Genomic DNA, 18,665 nt, shown 5'->3' on the forward strand with positions numbered 1-18,665 from the left:
AATTGTTACACCAGCTAGTCTGCGCAGGTAACGTCGTTAAAAAAGTTTCTCGCTGCCCATTTTTAATTCCGGCAGTCATTTGCTCTGCATGCCATTTCTATTAATGGAAATTATGAACTTCTGGAGAAGGACAAATGAAACTGACAAAAAACCTGTTAAGCCTGTGTATTGGCGCGTCAGTCTTGCTGGCCAGCCATACCTCGTTAGCCCAAACCTTCCGCGCCGCTGATGTGCATCCGGCTGATTATCCGAACGTTGTTGCCGTGAAGCACATGGGGGAAAAACTCAGTGCAGCGACCGACGGGCGTCTGGAGATTAAAACCTTTCCCGGTGGCGTATTAGGCGATGAGAAACAGATGATTGAGCAGGCGCAATTAGGCGCCATCGATATTATTCGCGTCTCAATGACCCCAGTTGCCGCCATACTCCCTGAAATTAACGTCTTTACCCTGCCGTATATTTTCCGCGATGAAGACCATATGCATAAGGTGCTGGACGGGATGATTGGCCAGGAGATTGGCGACCGTCTGACCGCAAACAGTAAATCACGACTGGTATTCCTTGGTTGGATGGATGCCGGTACGCGCAACCTGATCACTAAAAATCCGGTTATCAAGCCAGAAGATTTACACGGGATGAAAATCCGCGTGCAGGCCAGCCCAATCGCGCTGGATACCTTAAAAGCGATGGGCGCGAACTCCATTGTGATGGGGGTCAGCGAGGTGTTTAGCGGCATGCAGACCGGCGTAATTGATGGCACGGAAAATAACCCACCAACGTTTGTGGCGCACAACTATTTACCGGTGGTTAAAAACTACACCTGGAGCAAACATTTTATTATTCCTGAGCTATTCCTGTTCTCGAAAACGAAATGGGATAAATTGAAAAAAGAAGATCAGGATCTCATTATTAAGCTCGCGAAAGAAGCGCAGGTAGAACAGCGTAAATTGTGGGAAGCCTATAATGCGAAATCACTGGAAACTATGAAAGCCAATGGTGTTCAGTTCCATGATATTGATACTGATGTTTTCTATAAAGCCACGCAGTCGGTAAGGGATAATTACGGTAAAGATCACCAAGATTTGATCAAACGTATTCAGGATGTGAAGTAGTTCATCAGGCGGATGGCATCCACCATCTGCCTGAGTCTTTTGATTAATTCGAGGTGATGATTATGGGTGAATGCTATTCATCGGTAATGGATTTTTTTTACCGGGTCTCAATGTGGATTGCCGGGATGGCATTATTAGTGATGGTCGCCATCATTCCGATTGGGATATTTGCACGATATGTTCTGAACAATGCCCTGTCATGGCCTGAGCCTGTCGCTATTCTCTGTATGGTGACATTCACCTTTATTGGCGCCGCGGTGAGTTATCGCGCAGGTTCGCATATCGCGGTAAGCATGGTGACCGATCGTTTGGGTGAAACCGCCCGCCGTTACTGCTCTCTTATCGCCGATATTATGCTGACGGCGATTAGCCTGTTTATTCTCTGGTACGGCACCACGCTGTGTCTTGAACTGTGGGAACAACCCGTTGCGGAATTCCCGCTGTTAAGCGCCGGGCAAAACTACCTGCCGTTACCGATTGGCTCTGCCATCACGCTGCTTTTTATTGTTGAGAAGATCTGCCGTGGTCCGCAGTACCAACGTCCTGTTGTCATGCTGGGTTCGACCAGCTAGTTACCGCCCCCATTTCAGAAAGGAAAGCAGATGGATGCATTTATTCTCGTCTTTACGCTCGGCATTATGCTGGCGATTGGGGTACCGGTAGCGTACGCGGTGGGTATTAGCGCGATCATTGGCGCCTGGTACATTGATATTCCACTGGAAGCGGTAATGATCCAACTGACCAGCGGGGTGAATAAATTTTCATTGCTGGCGATCCCGTTCTTTATTCTGGCCGGAGCGATTATGGCCGAAGGCGGGATTGCGCGTCGGCTGGTGAATTTTGCCTACATATTTGTGGGCTTTATTCGCGGCGGACTGTCGCTGGTGAATATTGTGGCCTCCACCTTTTTTGGTGCAATTTCCGGATCGTCCGTAGCCGACACCGCCTCTATTGGTTCGGTGATGATCCCGGAGATGGACAAAAAAGGCTACCCGCGTGACTTTGCGGCGGCGGTGACCGCCAGCGGATCGGTACAGGCGATCCTGACGCCCCCCAGCCATAACTCGGTGATTTACTCGCTGGCGACCGGCGGTACGGTGTCTATTGCCGCGCTGTTCATTGCCGGCATCTTACCGGGTCTGCTGTTGAGCTTTAGCCTGATGGTGATGTGCGTAGCGTTTGCGCACAAACGCGGTTATCCAAAAGGGGAGCGCGTACCGTTTCGCCAGGCGTTGAAGATTTTTGTCGACACGCTGTGGGGCCTGATGACGGTGGTGATCATTATGGGAGGGATCCTCTCGGGTATCTTCACCGCGACAGAATCCGCGGCGATCGCCTGTCTGTGGGCCTTCTTTGTCACCATGTTTATCTATCGTGACTACAAATGGTCTGAGCTGCCGAAGCTGATGTTCCGCACGGTGAAAACGGTCACTATCGTGATGATCCTGATCGGCTTTGCCGCCGCCTTCGGCGCGGTAATGACCTATATGCAGCTGCCGATGCGTATCACCGAAGCCTTTACCAGCATCTCGGATAACAAATACGTCATTCTGATGTGCATTAACATCATGCTGCTGCTGATCGGTACGCTAATGGACATGGCGCCGCTGATCCTGATCCTGACTCCGGTCCTGCTGCCGGTGACCAACGCGTTGGGTATCGATCCGGTGCATTTTGGCATGATCATGCTGGTGAACTTAGGGATTGGCCTGATTACGCCGCCGGTAGGATCGGTGCTGTTTGTCGCCAGTGCGGTGAGTAAGCAGAAGATTGAGCAGGTGGTGAAGGCGATGCTGCCGTTCTATGCGGTGCTGTTCCTGGTGCTGATGTTGGTGACGTATATTCCGGCGATTTCGTTGTTCCTGCCGAAACTGTTTGGCGTAATGTGATAAATGCCCGGTGGCGCTCGCGCTTACCGGGCCTGCAAACTACGCTTCCCCAGGCCGGATAAGGCTAAGCCGCCATCCGGCACAAGAAGGTTTAGCGACGAACGGCGATCGCTTCAATCTCGATTTTCACGTCTTTTGGCAGACGGGCTACTTCCACGCAAGAGCGTGCCGGGAAGGTCGCGTTGTGCTCGGTGAAGAACGCTTCGTAGGTGGCGTTGACGGTGGCGAAATCGTTCAGGTCTTTAACGAAGACCGTAGTTTTTACGATGTCGCCCACTTTCAGGCCTGCTGCTTCTACGATAGCTTTAACGTTTTCCAGCGACTGACGCGCCTGAGCGGACACGTCTTCCGATACGGCACCGGTTTTTGGGTCAACCGGGATCTGACCGGAAGTGATGATCATGCTACCCAGATCAACACCCTGAACGTATGGGCCGATTGCTGCTGGTGCATTTTCCGTCGCGATAGTCTTGCTCATGATTTCTCCTGAATTACAGCGGTAATAGAATGTTCCCGCTCATTATAGGGAGCCGGGATCTCATAACCAACCCCAATTAGTTGGCCAGCACCACATAATGGGAAAACTCTTTTTCACAGTATTTGCATTTGAGTGCGATGTCATCGGCACGCTTTTTCACTGCAAAACTGGAGGAAACCGGCTCGGCATGACTGATACAGTTACTGTTCGGGCACACCAGCACGTTATCGATACGCTCAGGCAGGCTGGGACGTGATTTACCCACCACGTCATAGTCATCAATGCGGTTTACCGTGGCCTGCGGGGCGTACAGCGAGAGCTGGTTGACCTGCTCGTCGGTCAGGAAGGTATTTTCAATTTTGATCAGGTCTTTACGCCCCATCTCACCGGACGGCAGGTTCAGGCCGATGGTGATACGCTGATCGGTCTCTGTCAGTTTGAATAGTGTCAGCAGCTTAAAACCCACCTGTGCGGGAATATGGTCAATCACGGTGCCACGTTTGATGGCTTCAACCTGCAGTTTGTTATCGTGTGTCATCGTCATGTCCTCTTACAGTGCCAGTTCGCTATTCAGTACCAGTGCCAGTAACGCCTGGCGGGCGAAGATGCCGTTGCCTGCCTGCTGGAAATACCAGGCGTGTGGCGTCTTATCGACGTCGGGAGTGATCTCATCGATGCGCGGCAGCGGGTGCAGCACCTTCATGTTCTCTCTGGCACCTTCCAGGTCACTGGCGCGCAGAACGAACTGTGCTTTCACGTTGGCGTATTCGGACGGGTCCAGGCGTTCTTTTTGCACGCGGGTCATGTAGAGGATGTCTACGTCCGCCATCACTTCTTCAATCGTGCCGTGCAGGCTCCAGGCGATACCTTTTTCATTCAGCATGTCCAGAATGTACTGCGGCATTGCCAGCGCATCCGGGGCGATAAAGTAGAAGCGGTTGCCTTCGAACTTCGCCAGCGCCTGAGTCAGAGAGTGAACGGTACGGCCATATTTCAGATCGCCCACCATCGCAATTTGCAGATTGTCCAGGCGACCCTGCGTTTCCTGAATGGTGAACAGGTCCAGCAGCGTCTGGGTCGGATGCTGGTTAGAGCCGTCTCCCGCGTTCAGTACCGGCACATTGCCGGAGAACTCCGTGGCCAGACGCGCGGCGCCTTCCTGCGGATGACGCATTACAATGGCGTCGACGTAGGTGCTGATTACGGAAATGGTGTCAGCCAGCGTTTCACCTTTTTTGCCCAGTGAGGTGTTGCTGCTGTCAGAGAATCCCACCACGCTGGCGCCCAGACGGTGCATCGAGGTTTCAAAAGATAAACGGGTGCGGGTTGAGGCTTCGAAGAAACAGCTGGCGATCACCTTATGCTTCAACAGCTCCGGCTGCGGGTGGGCTTTTAGTTTCGCCGCCGTCGCGAGTACCAGATTGAGGTCATCGCGGCTGAGGTCGTTTATGGAAATGATGTGTTTTTGATAGAGCGGGTTAGCCATGTTTATCTCCTGACGCCTGGGCAAAAAAAAAGCCCCTCAATTGAGGGGCTTAGAATGATGAGCAACGAGAAGAAAAACGGCAGGCCAGCGTCTTTTTTCAGACGCGGTAAGACAAAATGTCGTACACACTGAACCATAGATCCTCCCGGCAAATTGTCGGCGATTATACTCAGCTACGTTATAGGATCAAGCGAATAATGCACAAATTATTCATCGCAAACGATTCTCATGAATATTCATTCACCCAAGCCCGCGGAGACCGCCGCAGGCGATAAACATGCGTTGACGCAAAATATCGGTAAATAGCAGTGGTATGGCAGACGGATTTTTCGTATAACAACTAAAATGAAACAATGTTTTAATTAAGGGGTTTGAAATGATTATCGGCAATATTCATCACCTGGAAGCATGGCTGCCGGAAGAGCTGCGTCAGGCAATTGAACACATTAAAGCGCACGTGACGGACACAACCGAAAAAGGGAAACATGACATCGACGGTAGCCGCCTGTTTTATCTGATCGCCGAAGATATGACCGAGCCGTTTGAGCAGCGTCGCGCCGAGTATCATGCCCGTTATCTGGATATTCAGATCCTGCTAAAAGGCCAGGAAGGGATGACCTTCAGCACGCTGCCTGCGGGCACGCCGGAAACCGACTGGCTGGCGGACAAAGATATCGCTTTCTTGCCGGAAGGGGCGGAAGAGAAGACGGTGGTGCTGAATGAAGGTGATTTTGTGGTGTTCTATCCGGGCGAAGTGCATAAGCCGCTGTGCGCGGTAGGTACGCCTGCGCTGGTGCGCAAAGCCGTGGTAAAAATGCTGGTCGAATAAGTGATTTTATGATGCCGGATGGCGACGCAATAGCGTCTTATCCGGCCTACGGGAGCACGGTTGTAGGCCGGATAAGATGCGTAGCATCGCCATCCGGCATTCTTTTCATCTACACGCTCACTTCGCTAATGTCGCCACCATCACCGCTTTAATGGTGTGCATGCGGTTTTCTGCCTGATCAAAGACAATACTGGCAGGTGACTCAAAGACCTCATCGGTTACTTCCATCCCACCGTGCAAACCGTATTCTTGCGCCATTTGTTTACCCAGCGTGGTTTGGTCATCATGAAATGCTGGCAGGCAGTGCAGGAATTTCACCTGCGGATTGCCGGTTAGCGCCATCATCGCGCTGTTGACCTGATAGTTACGCAGCAGGGCAATTCGTTCGGCCCACTTCTCTTTGGCTTCACCCATGGATACCCAGACGTCGGTATAAATGAAGTCCGCACCTTTCACGCCCGTCGCAATATCGTCGGTCAGGGTGATATTACCGCCGTTTTTCTGTGCCAGCGCTTTGCATTCGGCTACCAGGCTCTCTTCTGGCCAGCAAGCCGGTGGTGCAACCAGGCGCAGATCCAGCCCGGTTAATGCGGCGGCTTCCAGCATTGAATTGCCCATGTTGTTACGGGCATCGCCGGTGTACACCAGCGTCATCTCATTAAACGCTTTGCCCGGCAGGTGTTCCTGCATGGTTAGCAGATCGGCCAGTAACTGGGTGGGGTGGAATTCGTTGGTCAATCCGTTCCATACCGGAACCCCGGCATATTCGGCCAGCGTCTCCACCACCTCCTGACCGTGGCCGCGATACTGGATACCGTCATACATGCGGCCCAGTACGCGGGCGGTGTCTTTTATCGACTCTTTATGGCCAATCTGGCTGCCGCTTGGCCCGAGATAGGTCACGCGCGCGCCCTGATCGTAAGCGGCAACTTCGAAAGAGCAACGAGTACGGGTCGAGTCTTTTTCGAAGATGAGCGCAATATTTTTACCGGTCAGCATAGCGACCTCTGTGCCGTTTTTCTTGTCCGCCTTGAGCCGGGCGGCGAGCTGCAGCAGTGACGTGAGTTCAGCAGAGGTAAAATCGAGCAGTTTCAAGAAGTGCTTCTGATAAAATGCAGACATGGTTCCCTCACATGGCTTAGGCCATTTATTGAATTAAAATTCAATTTATATGTATGTTTATTCATTTGCAACCTTGTTTAACAAATCTTTCCTGGAAAGGTGGAGGCAATGTCAGCGGTATGTGACAATAAGAGTATCGGCAGGACATTATGAGGATATGAGCCATGGCAAACCCGGAACACCTGGAAGAACAGCGTGAAGAAACACGCTTGATTATTGAAGAGTTACTTGAAGATGGTAGCGATCCTGACGCGCTGTATACCATTGAGCATCACCTTTCCGCGGATGACTTTGAAACCCTGGAAAAAGCAGCGGTAGAAGCCTTCAAGCTGGGTTATGAAGTCACCGAGCCGGAAGAGCTGGAAGTGGAAGAAGGCGACACGGTCATTTGCTGTGACATCCTCAGTGAATGTGCGCTGAACGCCGAGCTGATTGACACTCAGGTTGAACAACTGATGAACCTGGCTGAAAAATTTGACGTGGAATACGACGGATGGGGCACTTATTTTGAAGACCCTAACGGCGAAGAAGGTGAAGACGGCGACGATGACGATCTCGTCGACGAAGATGATGACGGCGTGCGTCACTAAGTCATCTGCTGACCTACGGCGGCGCATGCTGCCGTAGGGCAAGGACAACGTATGGATTACCCGCAAATACTCTCCCCGATTCTGGATTTCCTGCACTGCAAAACGCCCGAGGCCTGGCTTGATAAAGCGCGCGACCCGGCAAATCTTCCCCTGCTGCTGACTGACCATCTGGTCTGCGAGCTGAAAGCGGCGCAAACCGCGATGCTGCTGGTGCGTAAATATGTTGCGGATAAGCAGGGATCGCAGGCGATGCTGGAGTGGCTGAAACCCTATGAAGCCTTTGCCTTCCGAGAAGGGGAAGAGCCGGATTTCACCTTGCTGAACAAGCAAATCAGCAAAAGCATCATGCCCCAGACTGACGACCCGTGGGGGCGACAGCTTATCGACAGCATGGTGCTGCTGATCAAAGAAGAGCTACACCACTTCTGGCAAGTGCGTGAAGCGATGCTAAGCCGCCAAATTCCGTATATCAAAATGACCGCCAGTCGTTACGCCAAGGGTATGCTTAAAGAAGTCCGTACCCATGAGCCGTTAACGCTGATTGATAAGCTGATCTGCGGCGCCTACATTGAGGCGCGATCCTGCGAGCGTTTTGCCGCGCTGGCACCGTATCTGGATGATGAATTACAGGCGTTTTATCTGTCGCTGCTGCGCTCAGAGGCGCGCCATTATCAGGATTATCTGGCGTTGGCACAGCAGGCGGCCGACCATGACATCAGTGACCGGGTACGGTTTTTTGGTGAGGTGGAAGCATCCCTGATCTTATCACCGGACGATGAGTTTCGTTTTCATAGCGGCGTGCCAGCCTAGCTCCACTCTCTGGTACGGTGTCTCTCTTCCTCCTTCCCGGTAGCTAAAATCTGGTGGCTAGAAATCGATCGCGCCTGCCGCAATAATCAAACCACTTGAAGGGGGAATATATCCCCGCCATATGCATTGATATGAAAAAGGATGGTGAATGAACTGGGCACACGTATTGTTGGCAGGCTATATCGGGGCGGTGATTGCGACCGTGGTGGGCGTCTGTCGTAAAAAGGGCTGGGTAGGTAAGGTCTCCGGTGCGGTGATTTTTGTCGTGGCGATTATCGGCTGGAATCTGTTTGATACGCACTATCTCATCCCGCGCGAAAGTCCGGACTATGGGCTGACTGAAACGCAGAAATTCGAGAAAGCAATGCTGACAATGCCCGTCTATGAGGTCATTAAGGAGCAGGAACCCGCGCTATGGCAGACGATTCTCAACCAGGCGGTGGAGATGAAAACGGCGGGGAAAAGCGAGCAGCAGATTATTGACACCATACAGCCGCAGATCCTGACGTTCCAGATGGCGCGCTTACAGCAGGCACCCGATGCCAACGTGATTGCCTATATGCAGGTGAACCTCGCGCAAATTGACGCGATAGCGAAAGTAGGCGGTGACGAATGCTTTCGCTTCCTGTTCCCGGCGGTAAAGGGCGGTATCAACCCGGTACAGCTTATTCCACGTGAAATTATGAGTCGCCGTATGGCGAATGACATGACGATGCTGCAGGCGGCTTACGGCCCGGGAAAACATACAGTTACGGCGGAAGAAAAAGAGCTGGCGCTTCAGGATCTGCAAGCCATTAGTCCGGGACTGGTGCAGCGCTATGGGCCGGATATTCAAATCATGGCCGACCCGAATAAAGGTGTGGGTAAAGAGCAACTGGCTTGCGATATGGTTCAGGATCTGTGGACGCAGGTTCTCAAATTGCCGACCGCTCGCGCCGCCGGCGTGATTCGTCTGATGCTCTCAGCCGAAATGCAATAACGCAGTATTGCCCCTTTGCCTAACGTCAGAGGGGTTTTAGCATCCGCACTTCGCAATCTACATGCCCCGTGCAGCCCAGCGGCTCGGCAATATGCGCAAAGCCCAGACGTTCGTAGAGGTGAATCGCCTCGGTCAGAAATTCGGTGGTTTCCAGATAGCACTGTTTAAATCCCTGCTCACGGGCGTGATCGAGAGCCATCAACGCCAGCTTTTTCGCCAGTCCCTGACCACGCACGCTCGGCAGAAAGTACATCTTCTGTAATTCGCAAATATCCGGCTCGCTACAGCCTAATGGCGCAACGCCACCGCCACCGACGACCTGCCCATTTTGTTCAACCACCCAATAGGCCGCACCCGGCTGGCTGTATACCTGGAATAACTCATCGAGATTAGGGTCAGCCACCGTGTAACCTTTATCAGCGGTCAAACCGTATTCGGCGGAGACCTGGCGGATCACGTGGGCAATGGCGGTGTTATCGTCGGCAGCAATGCGACGCAGCGTCGCCGAGACAGGTGTAATGACACTCATAGCGAACTCATGACGTAAAAGTGGGACATATGCAGTTAATACCACTGCGGAGAGGGAAAGCGCAAGCGAGGATAATTCAATAAAAAGCCTCTGGGCGAGTGCGTCAGAGGCTTTTATCGTCTGCGGCGTCGGATGCGCTACGCTTATCCGACCTACGATGACGGTGCCTTTTTGCCGGATAAGCGTAGCGCCATCCGGCAAACAGCTTTACAGCGCGGCAATAACCGCCTGCTGTTCAATCAGCTTCGCTTTCGCTTCAGCGTAACCTTCCAGCTTCTCACGCTCTTTAGCGATCACCGCTTCCGGCGCGCGTGCGACAAAGCCTTCGTTGGACAGTTTGGCTTCAATGCGACCAATCTCACCGTCGATTTTGGTCACTTCTTTCGCCAGACGTGCCAGCTCATCTTCTTTATTGATCAGGCCAGCCATCGGGATCAGCAGCTCGGCGCCGTCGATAATTTTAGTCACGGAAACCGGACCTTTATCATCAGCAGGCAGCACGGTGATGCTTTCCAGACGTGCCAGGTTCAGCAAGAAGCTACGGTTGTCGTTCACACGACGCATCGCGGCTTCGCTGCAACCACGCAGCAGCAGCTCCAGCGGTTTGCCCGGCGCGATGTTCATTTCCGCACGGATGTTACGGATGGCCACGATTGCCTGCTTCAGCCATTCGGTATCGGCCAACGCGGCTTCATCTACCTGCGCCGCATCGTATTCCGGGAACGGCTGCAGCATGATGGTGTCGGCAGTGTTACCGCAAATAACCTTCACTCGCTGCCAGATGGTTTCGGTGATGAATGGGATGATTGGGTGCGCCAGGCGCAGCAAACCTTCCAGCACGGTTACCAGCGTATGGCGGGTGCCGCGCAGCTCAGACTCAGAACCACCGGTCATGACCGGCTTGGTCAGCTCCAGGTACCAGTCGCAGAACTGGTTCCAGGTGAACTCGTACAGAATGCCCGCGGCGATATCGAAGCGGAAGTTATCCAGTGCCTCGCGGTACGCTTTGATGGTCTGGTTGAATTCCGCCAGAATCCAACGGTCCGCCAGCGACAGGGCCATTTCGCCGCCGTTGAAGCCGCAATCCTGATCTTCAGTGTTCATCAGCACAAAGCGGCTGGCGTTCCACAGCTTGTTACAGAAGTTACGGTAACCTTCCAGACGCTTCATATCCCAGTTGATATCGCGACCGGTTGAGGCCAGTGCCGCCAGGGTGAAACGCAGGGCGTCGGTACCGTGCGGCTCGATGCCGTCCGGGAACTGCTTCTCGGTACGTTTAGCAATTTTCTCAGCCAGCTGCGGCTGCATCATGTTGCCGGTACGTTTCTCCAGCAGGTCCGGCAGGGAAATACCGTCAACCATATCCAGCGGGTCGATAACGTTACCCTTGGACTTGGACATCTTCTGGCCTTCGTCGTCACGAATCAGACCGGTCATGTAGACCGTCTTAAACGGAACCTGCGGCTTGCCGTTTTCATCTTTGATGAAGTGCATGGTCATCATGATCATGCGGGCAATCCAGAAGAAGATGATGTCGAAGCCAGAAACCATCACGCTGGTTGGGTGGAACTGACGCAGCGCGTCGGTGTTTTCCGGCCAACCCAGCGTAGAGAAGGTCCACAGCGCGGAGGAGAACCAGGTGTCGAGAACGTCTTCGTCCTGACGCAGCGCAACGTCGGCGCCGAGGTTGTTTTCCTGACGCACTTCGTCTTCGGTACGGCCGACATAGACGTTGCCGTCGTTGTCATACCAGGCCGGGATGCGGTGACCCCACCACAGCTGACGGGAGATACACCAGTCCTGGATATCACGCATCCAGGAGAAGTACATGTTTTCGTACTGCTTCGGCACGAACTGAATGTCGCCGTTCTCAACCGCTTCTACCGCCGGTTTTGCCAGCACGTCGGCACGGACGTACCACTGGTCGGTTAGCATCGGTTCGATAACCACGCCGCCACGGTCGCCGTAAGGCACGGTCAGGTCGTGCGGTTTAATCTCTTCCAGCAGGCCCAGCGCGTCGATAGCGGCAACCACCGCTTTACGTGCGGCAAAGCGCTCCAGCTTCTGGAACTCAGCCGGGATCGCGTTGGAATAGACGTCAGATTCTTCGCCTTTGGTGTCGTACACTTCCGCGGTTTCGCGGATGTCGCCGTCAAAGGTCAGGATGTTGATCATCGGCAGGCCGTGACGTTTACCGACTTCATAGTCGTTAAAGTCGTGCGCCGGGGTGATCTTCACGCAGCCGGTGCCTTTTTCCATATCGGCGTGTTCATCACCAACAATCGGAATACGGCGGTTAACCAGCGGCAGGATAACGAATTTGCCAATCAGATCTTTATAACGCGGATCTTCCGGGTTGACGGCCACACCGGTATCGCCCAGCACGGTTTCCGGACGCGTGGTGGCGACCACCAGATAATCTTTCCCGTCTGCGGTTTTTGCGCCGTCAGCCAGCGGATAGCGGATGTGCCACATTGAGCCTTTTGACTCGCGGTTTTCTACTTCCAGATCGGAGATGGCGGTGCGCAGTTTCGGGTCCCAGTTTACCAGGCGCTTGCCACGGTAAATCAGGTCTTCTTTGTACAGGCGAACAAAGACTTCTTTCACGGCATTGGAAAGACCTTCGTCCATGGTGAAGCGCTCGCGCTCCCAGTCCACGGAGTTGCCCAGACGGCGCATCTGACGGGTGATGGTGCCGCCGGATTCCGCTTTCCACTGCCAGATTTTATCGATAAACGCATCGCGACCGTAGTCGTGACGGGTTTTACCTTCTTCAGCGGCAATCTTACGCTCAACCACCATTTGGGTGGCGATACCCGCGTGGTCGGTACCGGCCTGCCACAGGGTGTTTTTACCCTGCATGCGCTGGTAGCGAATCATGGTGTCCATGATGGTTTGCTGGAAAGCATGACCCATATGCAAACTGCCGGTGACGTTCGGCGGCGGGATCATGATGCAGAAGGACTCTTTGCTTTCATCGCCGTTAGGTTTGAAATAGCCCTGCTTTTCCCAGTGCTCGTAAAGCGGCTGTTCGATATCTTGTGGGTTGTATGTCTTTTCCATTATTTCCAGGTTGCCGTATTCAGGTTAAAACCAGCCACGCGGTAAGCTTTGTAGCGCTCGCGTGCCGATTGTTTCAAAGAATCTTCATAAGGGACGAAGTCTACCACTTCTGTGAAAGCGGTGGCAAAATCTACAAAGCCGACGCGCAAACTGATCAGCAGATCGCGTGGGCTGCTGTTGCGTTTTTCTGGCCAGGCTATTTCGACCGGAGCACCACCACGCGGACCTTCCCCCGCCAGATTATGCGGCACGAAGCTTTCTGCCGGTCTTGCCCACAGCGCTTCATCCAGCCGAATAGCCTGTTTTTCGTCTTCACAGGCGATCAGTACGCGCTTGCCCGCGCGCCAACGTTCTGCGGCAATTTCACACACCAGTTGTTCAACGGCGCTTAAGCCATCTTGTTGTGTGTCGTTATCCAGAAGATAGAACGTTGCGTTTCTCATAATATGGGGCTTCTTGTTGTGGATTTAAATGCAAAGCCGGATGGCGCTACGCTTATCCGGCCTACGGTTAAATACTCACTGTAGGCCGGATAAGACGCGTTTGCGGCGCCATCCGGCAATCAAGCAAACTTACTCTTCGCCGTTAAACCCGGCGCGATTGAGCAGGAACTGCGACAGCAGCGCCACCGGACGACCGGTTGCACCTTTGGCTTTTCCTGAACGCCAGGCGGTTCCCGCGATGTCGAGGTGTGCCCAGTTGTACTTACGGGTAAAGCGCGACAGGAAGCAGCCAGCGGTAATCGCGCCGCCAGGGCGTCCGCCGATGTTCGCCATATCTGCGAAGTTGGACTCCAGCTGTTCCTGGAACTCATCACCCAGCGGTAAACGCCATGCGCGATCGCCCGCCTGTTCGGACGCGCCAATCAGCTCGTGCGCCAGCGGGTTGTGGTTCGACATCAGGCCAGTGATGTGATGACCCAGCGCAATCACGCAGGCACCGGTTAGGGTGGCGACGTCGATGACCGCTTCAGGTTCGAAACGCTCGACATAGGTTAACACGTCGCACAGCACCAGGCGGCCTTCGGCATCGGTGTTCAGTACTTCAACAGTCTGACCGGACATGGTGGTTAACACATCACCCGGACGATACGCGCGCCCGCCTGGCATGTTTTCACAGCCCGCCAGCACGCCGACAACGTTGATGGGTAACTGAAGTTCCGCCACCATGCGCATCACGCCGTACACTGCCGCCGCGCCGCACATGTCGTATTTCATTTCATCCATGCCTTCGGCAGGCTTGATGGAAATACCGCCGGAGTCAAAGGTTAGCCCTTTACCGACCAGCACAATCGGGCGCACGTCTTCTGACGGGTTGCCTTTGTACTCGATAACCGACATCAAGGACTCGTTCTGCGAACCCTGGCCGACGGCAAGATAAGAGTGCATACCTAGCTCTTTCATCTGCTGCTCGCCAATGACGCGCGTGACGACATTTTTGCTGTAGCTGTCGGCCAGTTGACGCGCCTGAGAAGCCAGGTACGCTGCGTTACAGATGTTCGGCGGCATGTTGCCGAGATCTTTCGCGGCTTTAATACCGGCGGCAATCGCCAGGCCGTGCTGAATGGCGCGCTCGCCGCTGGTCAGTTCACGGCGGGTAGGGACGTTGAACACCATTTTACGCAGCGGGCGACGTGGCTCGCTTTTGTTGGTCTTCAACTGATCAAAACTGTAGAGGGTCTCTTGTGCTGTCTCGACAGCCTGACGCACTTTCCAGTAGTTGTTACGGCCTTTAACGTGCAGTTCGGTCAGGAAGCAGACGGCTTCCATGGAGCCGGTATCATTCAGAGTATTGATGGTTTTCTGAATAACCTGCTTGTACTGGCGCTCATCAAGCTCACGCTCTTTGCCACAACCAATGAGAAGAATGCGCTCAGACAGAACGTTAGGAACGTGGTGTAGCAACAGGGTCTGACCCGGTTTGCCTTCCAGTTCGCCACGACGCAGCAGGGCGCTGATGTACCCGTCGCTGATCTTATCGAGCTGCTCTGCAATCGGAGAAAGGCGGCGTGGTTCAAAGACGCCCACGACGATGCAGGCACTCCGCTGTTTCTCTGGGCTACCGCTTTTTACACTGAACTCCATGCACTACGCTCCTGAATCTTAAAGACAACGGCGGTGGCTACGGATAGAATTGCAAGCTTTCGTAACTCATACCCGCTGTTGCGGTGACTTCGTGTTAATCTTAACGTTATTACGGCATTGGCACGTCAGAACAATTTCTGAGAGGTGGATCCGTTGAGTATAATGATCTTAGCGACGATTTCGACGACTCAAGAGAATAAATGACGTTTAAGCCATGAAACAAGCTATTTTCCTGCAAAAGACGGGTTTTTACGGGCGTATTTAAAGTGATAATCATAAGATATCTGGTACGGGAAACGCTCAAAAGCCAACTTGCGATCCTATTCATCCTGCTGTTGATCTTCTTTTGTCAAAAGCTGGTCAGGATCCTCGGTGCGGCGGTTGACGGTGACATCCCGGCAAATCTGGTGCTCTCGCTGCTGGGGCTGGGCGTGCCAGAAATGGCGCAACTTATCTTGCCATTAAGCCTGTTCCTCGGGCTGCTCATGACGCTGGGCAAACTGTATACCGAAAGTGAAATTACGGTGATGCACGCCTGCGGGCTGAGTAAGGCCGTACTGGTGAAAGCGGCGATGGTGCTGGCGCTGTTTACCAGTATCTTTGCGGCGATCAACGTGATGTGGGCGGGGCCCTGGTCTTCAAAGCATCAGGACGAAGTGCTGGCGGAAGCGAAAGCGAACCCCGGCATGGCGGCACTCGCGCAGGGACAGTTCCAGCAGGCCACTAACGGCAGCTCGGTGCTGTTTATCGAAAGCGTCGATGGCAGTAATTTCAAAGATGTGTTCCTCGCGCAGATCCGCCCAAAAGGTAACGCCCGTCCTTCCGTGGTCGTGGCCGATTCCGGACATCTGACGCAACTGCGCGATGGCTCCCAGGTGGTGTCGCTGAACGAAGGTACGCGCTTTGAAGGGACCGCGCTGCTGCGTGACTTCCGCATTACCGACTTCAAGGACTATCAGGCGATTATCGGCCATCAGGCCGTGGCGCTGGATCCGAACGACACCGACCAGATGGACATGCACACGCTGTGGACGACTGACACCGATCGCGCCCGTGCGGAGCTGCATTGGCGTATCACGTTAGTATTCACGGTGGCGATGATGGCGCTGATGGTGGTACCGCTGAGTGTGGTGAATCCACGTCAGGGACGCGTACTGTCGATGCTGCCCGCCATGCTGCTGTATCTGATGTTCTTCCTGATCCAGACCTCACTGAAGTCGAACGGCGGCAAAGGGAAACTGGATCCAGTGTTCTGGATGTGGACGGTTAACCTGAGTTATCTGGCTCTGGCGATTGCGCTTAACCTGTGGGATACGGTGCCTGTGCGCCGCTTGCGTGCCCGTTTTCTGCGTAAAGGAGCGGTATAATGCAGCCCTTTGGTGTACTTGACCGCTATATCGGTAAAACCATTTTTACCACCATCATGATGACGTTGTTCATGCTGGTGTCGCTCTCCGGCATCATCAAGTTTGTTGACCAGTTGAAAAAGGCCGGGCAGGGGAGCTACGACGCGATGGGGGCCGGGCTGTATACGCTGCTCAGTGCCCCTAAAGACATTCAGATCTTCTTCCCGATGGCGGCGCTGCTAGGCGCGCTGCTGGGATTGGGCATGCTGGCCCAGCGCAGTGAACTGGTGGTGATGCAGGCGTCCGGTTTTACCCGCATGCAGGTTGCGCTGTCGGTGATGAAAACCGCTATTCCGCTGGTGCTGTTGACGATGGCCATCGGGGAATGGGTTGCGCCGCAGGGTGAACAGATGGCGCGTAACTACCGCGCACAGCAGATGTACGGTGGCTCGCTGCTGTCTACCCAGCAAGGGCTGTGGGCGAAAGACGGCGACAGCTTTGTCTACATTGAGCGGGTGAAAGGCGACGAAGAGTTAGGGGGTATCAGTATTTATACCTTTAACGACCAGCGTCGTTTGCAGTCCGTGCGCTATGCGGCTTCTGCCAAATTTGATAAAGACAATAAGGTCTGGCGTCTGTCGCAGGTGGATGAGTCCAACCTGCAGGATCCGAAGCAGGTTACCGGTTCACAAACCGTGAGCGGCACCTGGAAGACCAACCTCACGCCAGACAAACTCGGTGTCGTGGCGCTGGATCCGGATGCGCTGTCGATCAGCGGTCTGCATAATTACGTGAAGTACCTGAAGTCCAGCGGCCAGGACGCCGGACGCTACCAGCTCAATATGTGGAGCAAAGTCTTCCAGCCGCTGTCCGTGGCGGTGATGATGCTGATGGCGCTGTCGTTCATCTTTGGCCCGCTGCGTAGTGTGCCGATGGGCGTGCGTGTAGTGACGGGGATTAGCTTCGGTTTCGTGTTCTACGTGCTGGACCAGATCTTTGGTCCGCTGACGCTGGTATACGGTATTCCACCGATTATCGGGGCGCTGCTGCCAAGTGCCAGCTTCTTCCTGATAAGCCTGTGGCTGATGCTGCGTAAATCGTAATTACAGCCCGCCATCCGGCAACGTCACACGCAGTGCCGGATGGCGCTGCGCTTATCCGGCCTACTCAGGACCCGGAGGCCAGATAAGGCGTTAATGCCTTATCTGGCAAAGTAACACAGGTACTAGCGTTTTCTTCCGCCCATCAAACTTCCCAACATGCCACGAATAATCTGATTGGTGACCTGACGCGCCGCGCTTTTCGCCACGCTCTGCACCACACCATCACGCTTGCCGCCGCGCGGCCCGGTGCTGCCAAACAAGATATCCTTCAGCCCGCCGAGAATACCGTCGTCCACTGCGACCGCTTTGCCGTTGGCGGGTGGTGTGTTTTGCTGCTCAGTACTGGCCTGCACGCCTTGCTGTAAGCGCTCATAGGCCGACTCACGGTCAACCTCTTCTTCATATTTGCCGTACAGCGCGGAGTGATTAATCAGCCCGTTACGCTCATCGTCGGTTACCGGTCCCATGCGCGAGCACGGCGCAATCACCATCGCCCGCTCCACCACCGACGGACTGCCTTTGGCATCGAGGAACGAGATTAGCGCCTCGCCGGTCCCCAGTTCCTGAATGGCTTTTTCGGTATCAAATGCCGGATTGGCACGCATGGTTTGTGCCGCGGTTTTCACCGCCTTCTGGTCTTTGGGGGTAAATGCGCGCAGGGCGTGCTGCACGCGGTTACCCAACTGACCGAGCACGTTGTCCGGAATATCGGCGGGGTTTTGCGACACGAACCACACACCGACGCCTTTCGAGCGGATAAGGCGGATCACCTGTTCGATTTTATCCAGCAATACCTGCGGGGCATCGTTGAACAACAGATGGGCTTCGTCGAAGAAGAACACCAGCTTGGGTTTTTCCAGATCGCCCGCTTCCGGCAACTGCTCGTACAGCTCGGAGAGCATCCACAGCAGGCTGGCGGCGTACAGTTTGGGCATCTGGTACAGTTTTTCTGCGCTAAGGATGTTGATTATCCCCTTGCCGCTGGCGTCGGTGCGCATCCAGTCTTTGATATCCAGCATCGGCTCGCCAAAGAAGTGCGCCGCGCCCTGTTGCTCCAGCGACAGCAGCCCGCGCTGGATAGCCCCGACCGAGGCGCTACTGATATTGCCGTACTGATTCTGGAAGGATTTGGCGTTATCGCCGATGTACTGAGTGATAGCCCGCAGGTCTTTGAAATCGAGCAGCAGCAGCCCCTGGTCATCGGCAATGCGGAAGATAATGTCCAGCACGCCGGACTGCACATCG

20 protein-coding genes are annotated in these 18,665 nt (G+C 54.2%); 10 read left to right on the forward strand and 10 right to left on the reverse strand.

The genetic code is table 11. The annotated features are described in order from the left end of the window. Window positions 1-134: 134 nt before the first annotated feature. The 3 genes from FDW95_RS09780 (at window position 135) to FDW95_RS09790 (ending at window position 3,001) form a co-directional block, all read left to right on the forward strand. Window positions 135-1,112, forward strand: coding sequence for a TRAP transporter substrate-binding protein (locus FDW95_RS09780; RefSeq protein ID WP_115259570.1), 978 nt, complete (start codon window positions 135-137; stop codon window positions 1,110-1,112). A gap of 62 nt (window positions 1,113-1,174) precedes the next feature. Further along, entirely contained in the window at window positions 1,175-1,684 is a 510-nt protein-coding gene (locus FDW95_RS09785) for a TRAP transporter small permease (RefSeq protein ID WP_096758507.1), read from the forward strand. A 30-nt stretch (window positions 1,685-1,714) separates the two neighbouring features. Beyond that, entirely contained in the window at window positions 1,715-3,001 is a 1,287-nt protein-coding gene (locus FDW95_RS09790; protein WP_006686394.1) for a TRAP transporter large permease, read from the forward strand. 91 nt (window positions 3,002-3,092) lie between these two features. On the opposite strand, the gene ridA is transcribed toward FDW95_RS09790, so the two are convergent. The 4 genes from ridA to pyrL all read right to left on the reverse strand — a co-directional run bounded on the left by ridA (window position 3,093) and on the right by pyrL (window position 5,102). Next, on the reverse strand, window positions 3,093-3,479 hold the full coding sequence (ridA, locus tag FDW95_RS09795; RefSeq protein WP_071696512.1) for a 2-iminobutanoate/2-iminopropanoate deaminase: 387 nt from the start codon (window positions 3,477-3,479) through the stop codon (window positions 3,093-3,095). 76 nt (window positions 3,480-3,555) lie between these two features. After that, window positions 3,556-4,017 (reverse strand): aspartate carbamoyltransferase regulatory subunit, encoded by a 462-nt coding sequence (pyrI, locus tag FDW95_RS09800; protein ID WP_003025816.1) that lies wholly within the window; start codon window positions 4,015-4,017, stop codon window positions 3,556-3,558. Between the two features lie 12 nt (window positions 4,018-4,029). Further along, entirely contained in the window at window positions 4,030-4,965 is a 936-nt protein-coding gene (gene pyrB, locus FDW95_RS09805; RefSeq protein ID WP_115259569.1) for an aspartate carbamoyltransferase, read from the reverse strand. A gap of 2 nt (window positions 4,966-4,967) precedes the next feature. Next, complete coding sequence (gene pyrL / locus FDW95_RS09810) at window positions 4,968-5,102, reverse strand: pyr operon leader peptide (protein ID WP_115259568.1); 135 nt, start codon at window positions 5,100-5,102, stop codon at window positions 4,968-4,970. A 239-nt stretch (window positions 5,103-5,341) separates the two neighbouring features. Here pyrL and FDW95_RS09815 point away from each other — a divergent pair, with 239 nt between their 5' ends. Continuing rightward, a complete protein-coding gene (locus FDW95_RS09815) occupies window positions 5,342-5,794 on the forward strand; it encodes a YhcH/YjgK/YiaL family protein (RefSeq protein ID WP_115259567.1) in 453 nt (150 codons plus the stop codon). Window positions 5,795-5,911: 117 nt separating this feature from the next. On the opposite strand, the gene argF is transcribed toward FDW95_RS09815, so the two are convergent. After that, complete coding sequence (argF, locus tag FDW95_RS09820; RefSeq protein WP_096758496.1) at window positions 5,912-6,916, reverse strand: ornithine carbamoyltransferase; 1,005 nt, start codon at window positions 6,914-6,916, stop codon at window positions 5,912-5,914. 164 nt (window positions 6,917-7,080) lie between these two features. On the opposite strand from argF, the gene rraB reads away from it, so the two are divergent. The 3 genes from rraB (at window position 7,081) to FDW95_RS09835 (ending at window position 9,295) form a co-directional block, all read left to right on the forward strand. Continuing rightward, complete coding sequence (gene rraB, locus FDW95_RS09825; protein ID WP_096758495.1) at window positions 7,081-7,506, forward strand: ribonuclease E inhibitor RraB; 426 nt, start codon at window positions 7,081-7,083, stop codon at window positions 7,504-7,506. 51 nt (window positions 7,507-7,557) lie between these two features. Next, window positions 7,558-8,316 (forward strand): tRNA isopentenyl-2-thiomethyl-A-37 hydroxylase MiaE, encoded by a 759-nt coding sequence (gene miaE / locus FDW95_RS09830; RefSeq protein WP_115259566.1) that lies wholly within the window; start codon window positions 7,558-7,560, stop codon window positions 8,314-8,316. Between the two features lie 148 nt (window positions 8,317-8,464). Then, window positions 8,465-9,295: a topoisomerase II gene (locus FDW95_RS09835; protein WP_115259565.1), complete on the forward strand. Its 831-nt coding sequence runs from the start codon at window positions 8,465-8,467 to the stop codon at window positions 9,293-9,295. Between the two features lie 25 nt (window positions 9,296-9,320). Here the strand turns inward: FDW95_RS09835 and FDW95_RS09840 are convergent, their stop codons facing one another. The 4 genes from FDW95_RS09840 to pepA form a co-directional block, all read right to left on the reverse strand. Continuing rightward, entirely contained in the window at window positions 9,321-9,824 is a 504-nt protein-coding gene (locus tag FDW95_RS09840) for a GNAT family N-acetyltransferase (protein ID WP_115259564.1), read from the reverse strand. Window positions 9,825-10,031: 207 nt separating this feature from the next. Beyond that, entirely contained in the window at window positions 10,032-12,887 is a 2,856-nt protein-coding gene (locus FDW95_RS09845; RefSeq protein ID WP_115259563.1) for a valine--tRNA ligase, read from the reverse strand. Then, window positions 12,887-13,330, reverse strand: coding sequence for a DNA polymerase III subunit chi (gene holC, locus FDW95_RS09850; protein WP_096758490.1), 444 nt, complete (start codon window positions 13,328-13,330; stop codon window positions 12,887-12,889). Before holC ends, FDW95_RS09845 begins: the two co-directional genes overlap by 1 nt. Before the next feature lie 129 nt (window positions 13,331-13,459). Beyond that, window positions 13,460-14,971 (reverse strand): leucyl aminopeptidase, encoded by a 1,512-nt coding sequence (gene pepA / locus FDW95_RS09855; RefSeq protein ID WP_115259562.1) that lies wholly within the window; start codon window positions 14,969-14,971, stop codon window positions 13,460-13,462. A 153-nt stretch (window positions 14,972-15,124) separates the two neighbouring features. On the opposite strand from pepA, the gene FDW95_RS23295 reads away from it, so the two are divergent. The 3 genes from FDW95_RS23295 to lptG all read left to right on the forward strand — a co-directional run bounded on the left by FDW95_RS23295 (window position 15,125) and on the right by lptG (window position 17,420). Next, window positions 15,125-15,175 carry a hypothetical protein gene (locus FDW95_RS23295; RefSeq protein WP_212723231.1) on the forward strand — a complete coding sequence of 17 codons (51 nt, stop codon included), beginning with the start codon at window positions 15,125-15,127 and terminating at the stop codon, window positions 15,173-15,175. Between the two features lie 62 nt (window positions 15,176-15,237). Beyond that, on the forward strand, window positions 15,238-16,338 hold the full coding sequence (gene lptF / locus FDW95_RS09860) for an LPS export ABC transporter permease LptF (protein WP_115259561.1): 1,101 nt from the start codon (window positions 15,238-15,240) through the stop codon (window positions 16,336-16,338). Continuing rightward, complete coding sequence (gene lptG, locus FDW95_RS09865) at window positions 16,338-17,420, forward strand: LPS export ABC transporter permease LptG (RefSeq protein WP_115259560.1); 1,083 nt, start codon at window positions 16,338-16,340, stop codon at window positions 17,418-17,420. The genes lptF and lptG overlap by 1 nt, the downstream gene beginning before the upstream one ends. 122 nt (window positions 17,421-17,542) lie before the next feature. On the opposite strand, the gene FDW95_RS09870 is transcribed toward lptG, so the two are convergent. Beyond that, on the reverse strand, window positions 17,543-18,665 hold a 1,123-nt coding region (locus FDW95_RS09870; RefSeq protein WP_249359008.1), incomplete at its 5' end, for a helicase HerA-like domain-containing protein.

It is taken from the genome of Citrobacter sp. wls718 (assembly GCF_005280945.1).
Classification (GTDB): Bacteria; Pseudomonadota; Gammaproteobacteria; order Enterobacterales; family Enterobacteriaceae; genus Citrobacter; species Citrobacter gillenii.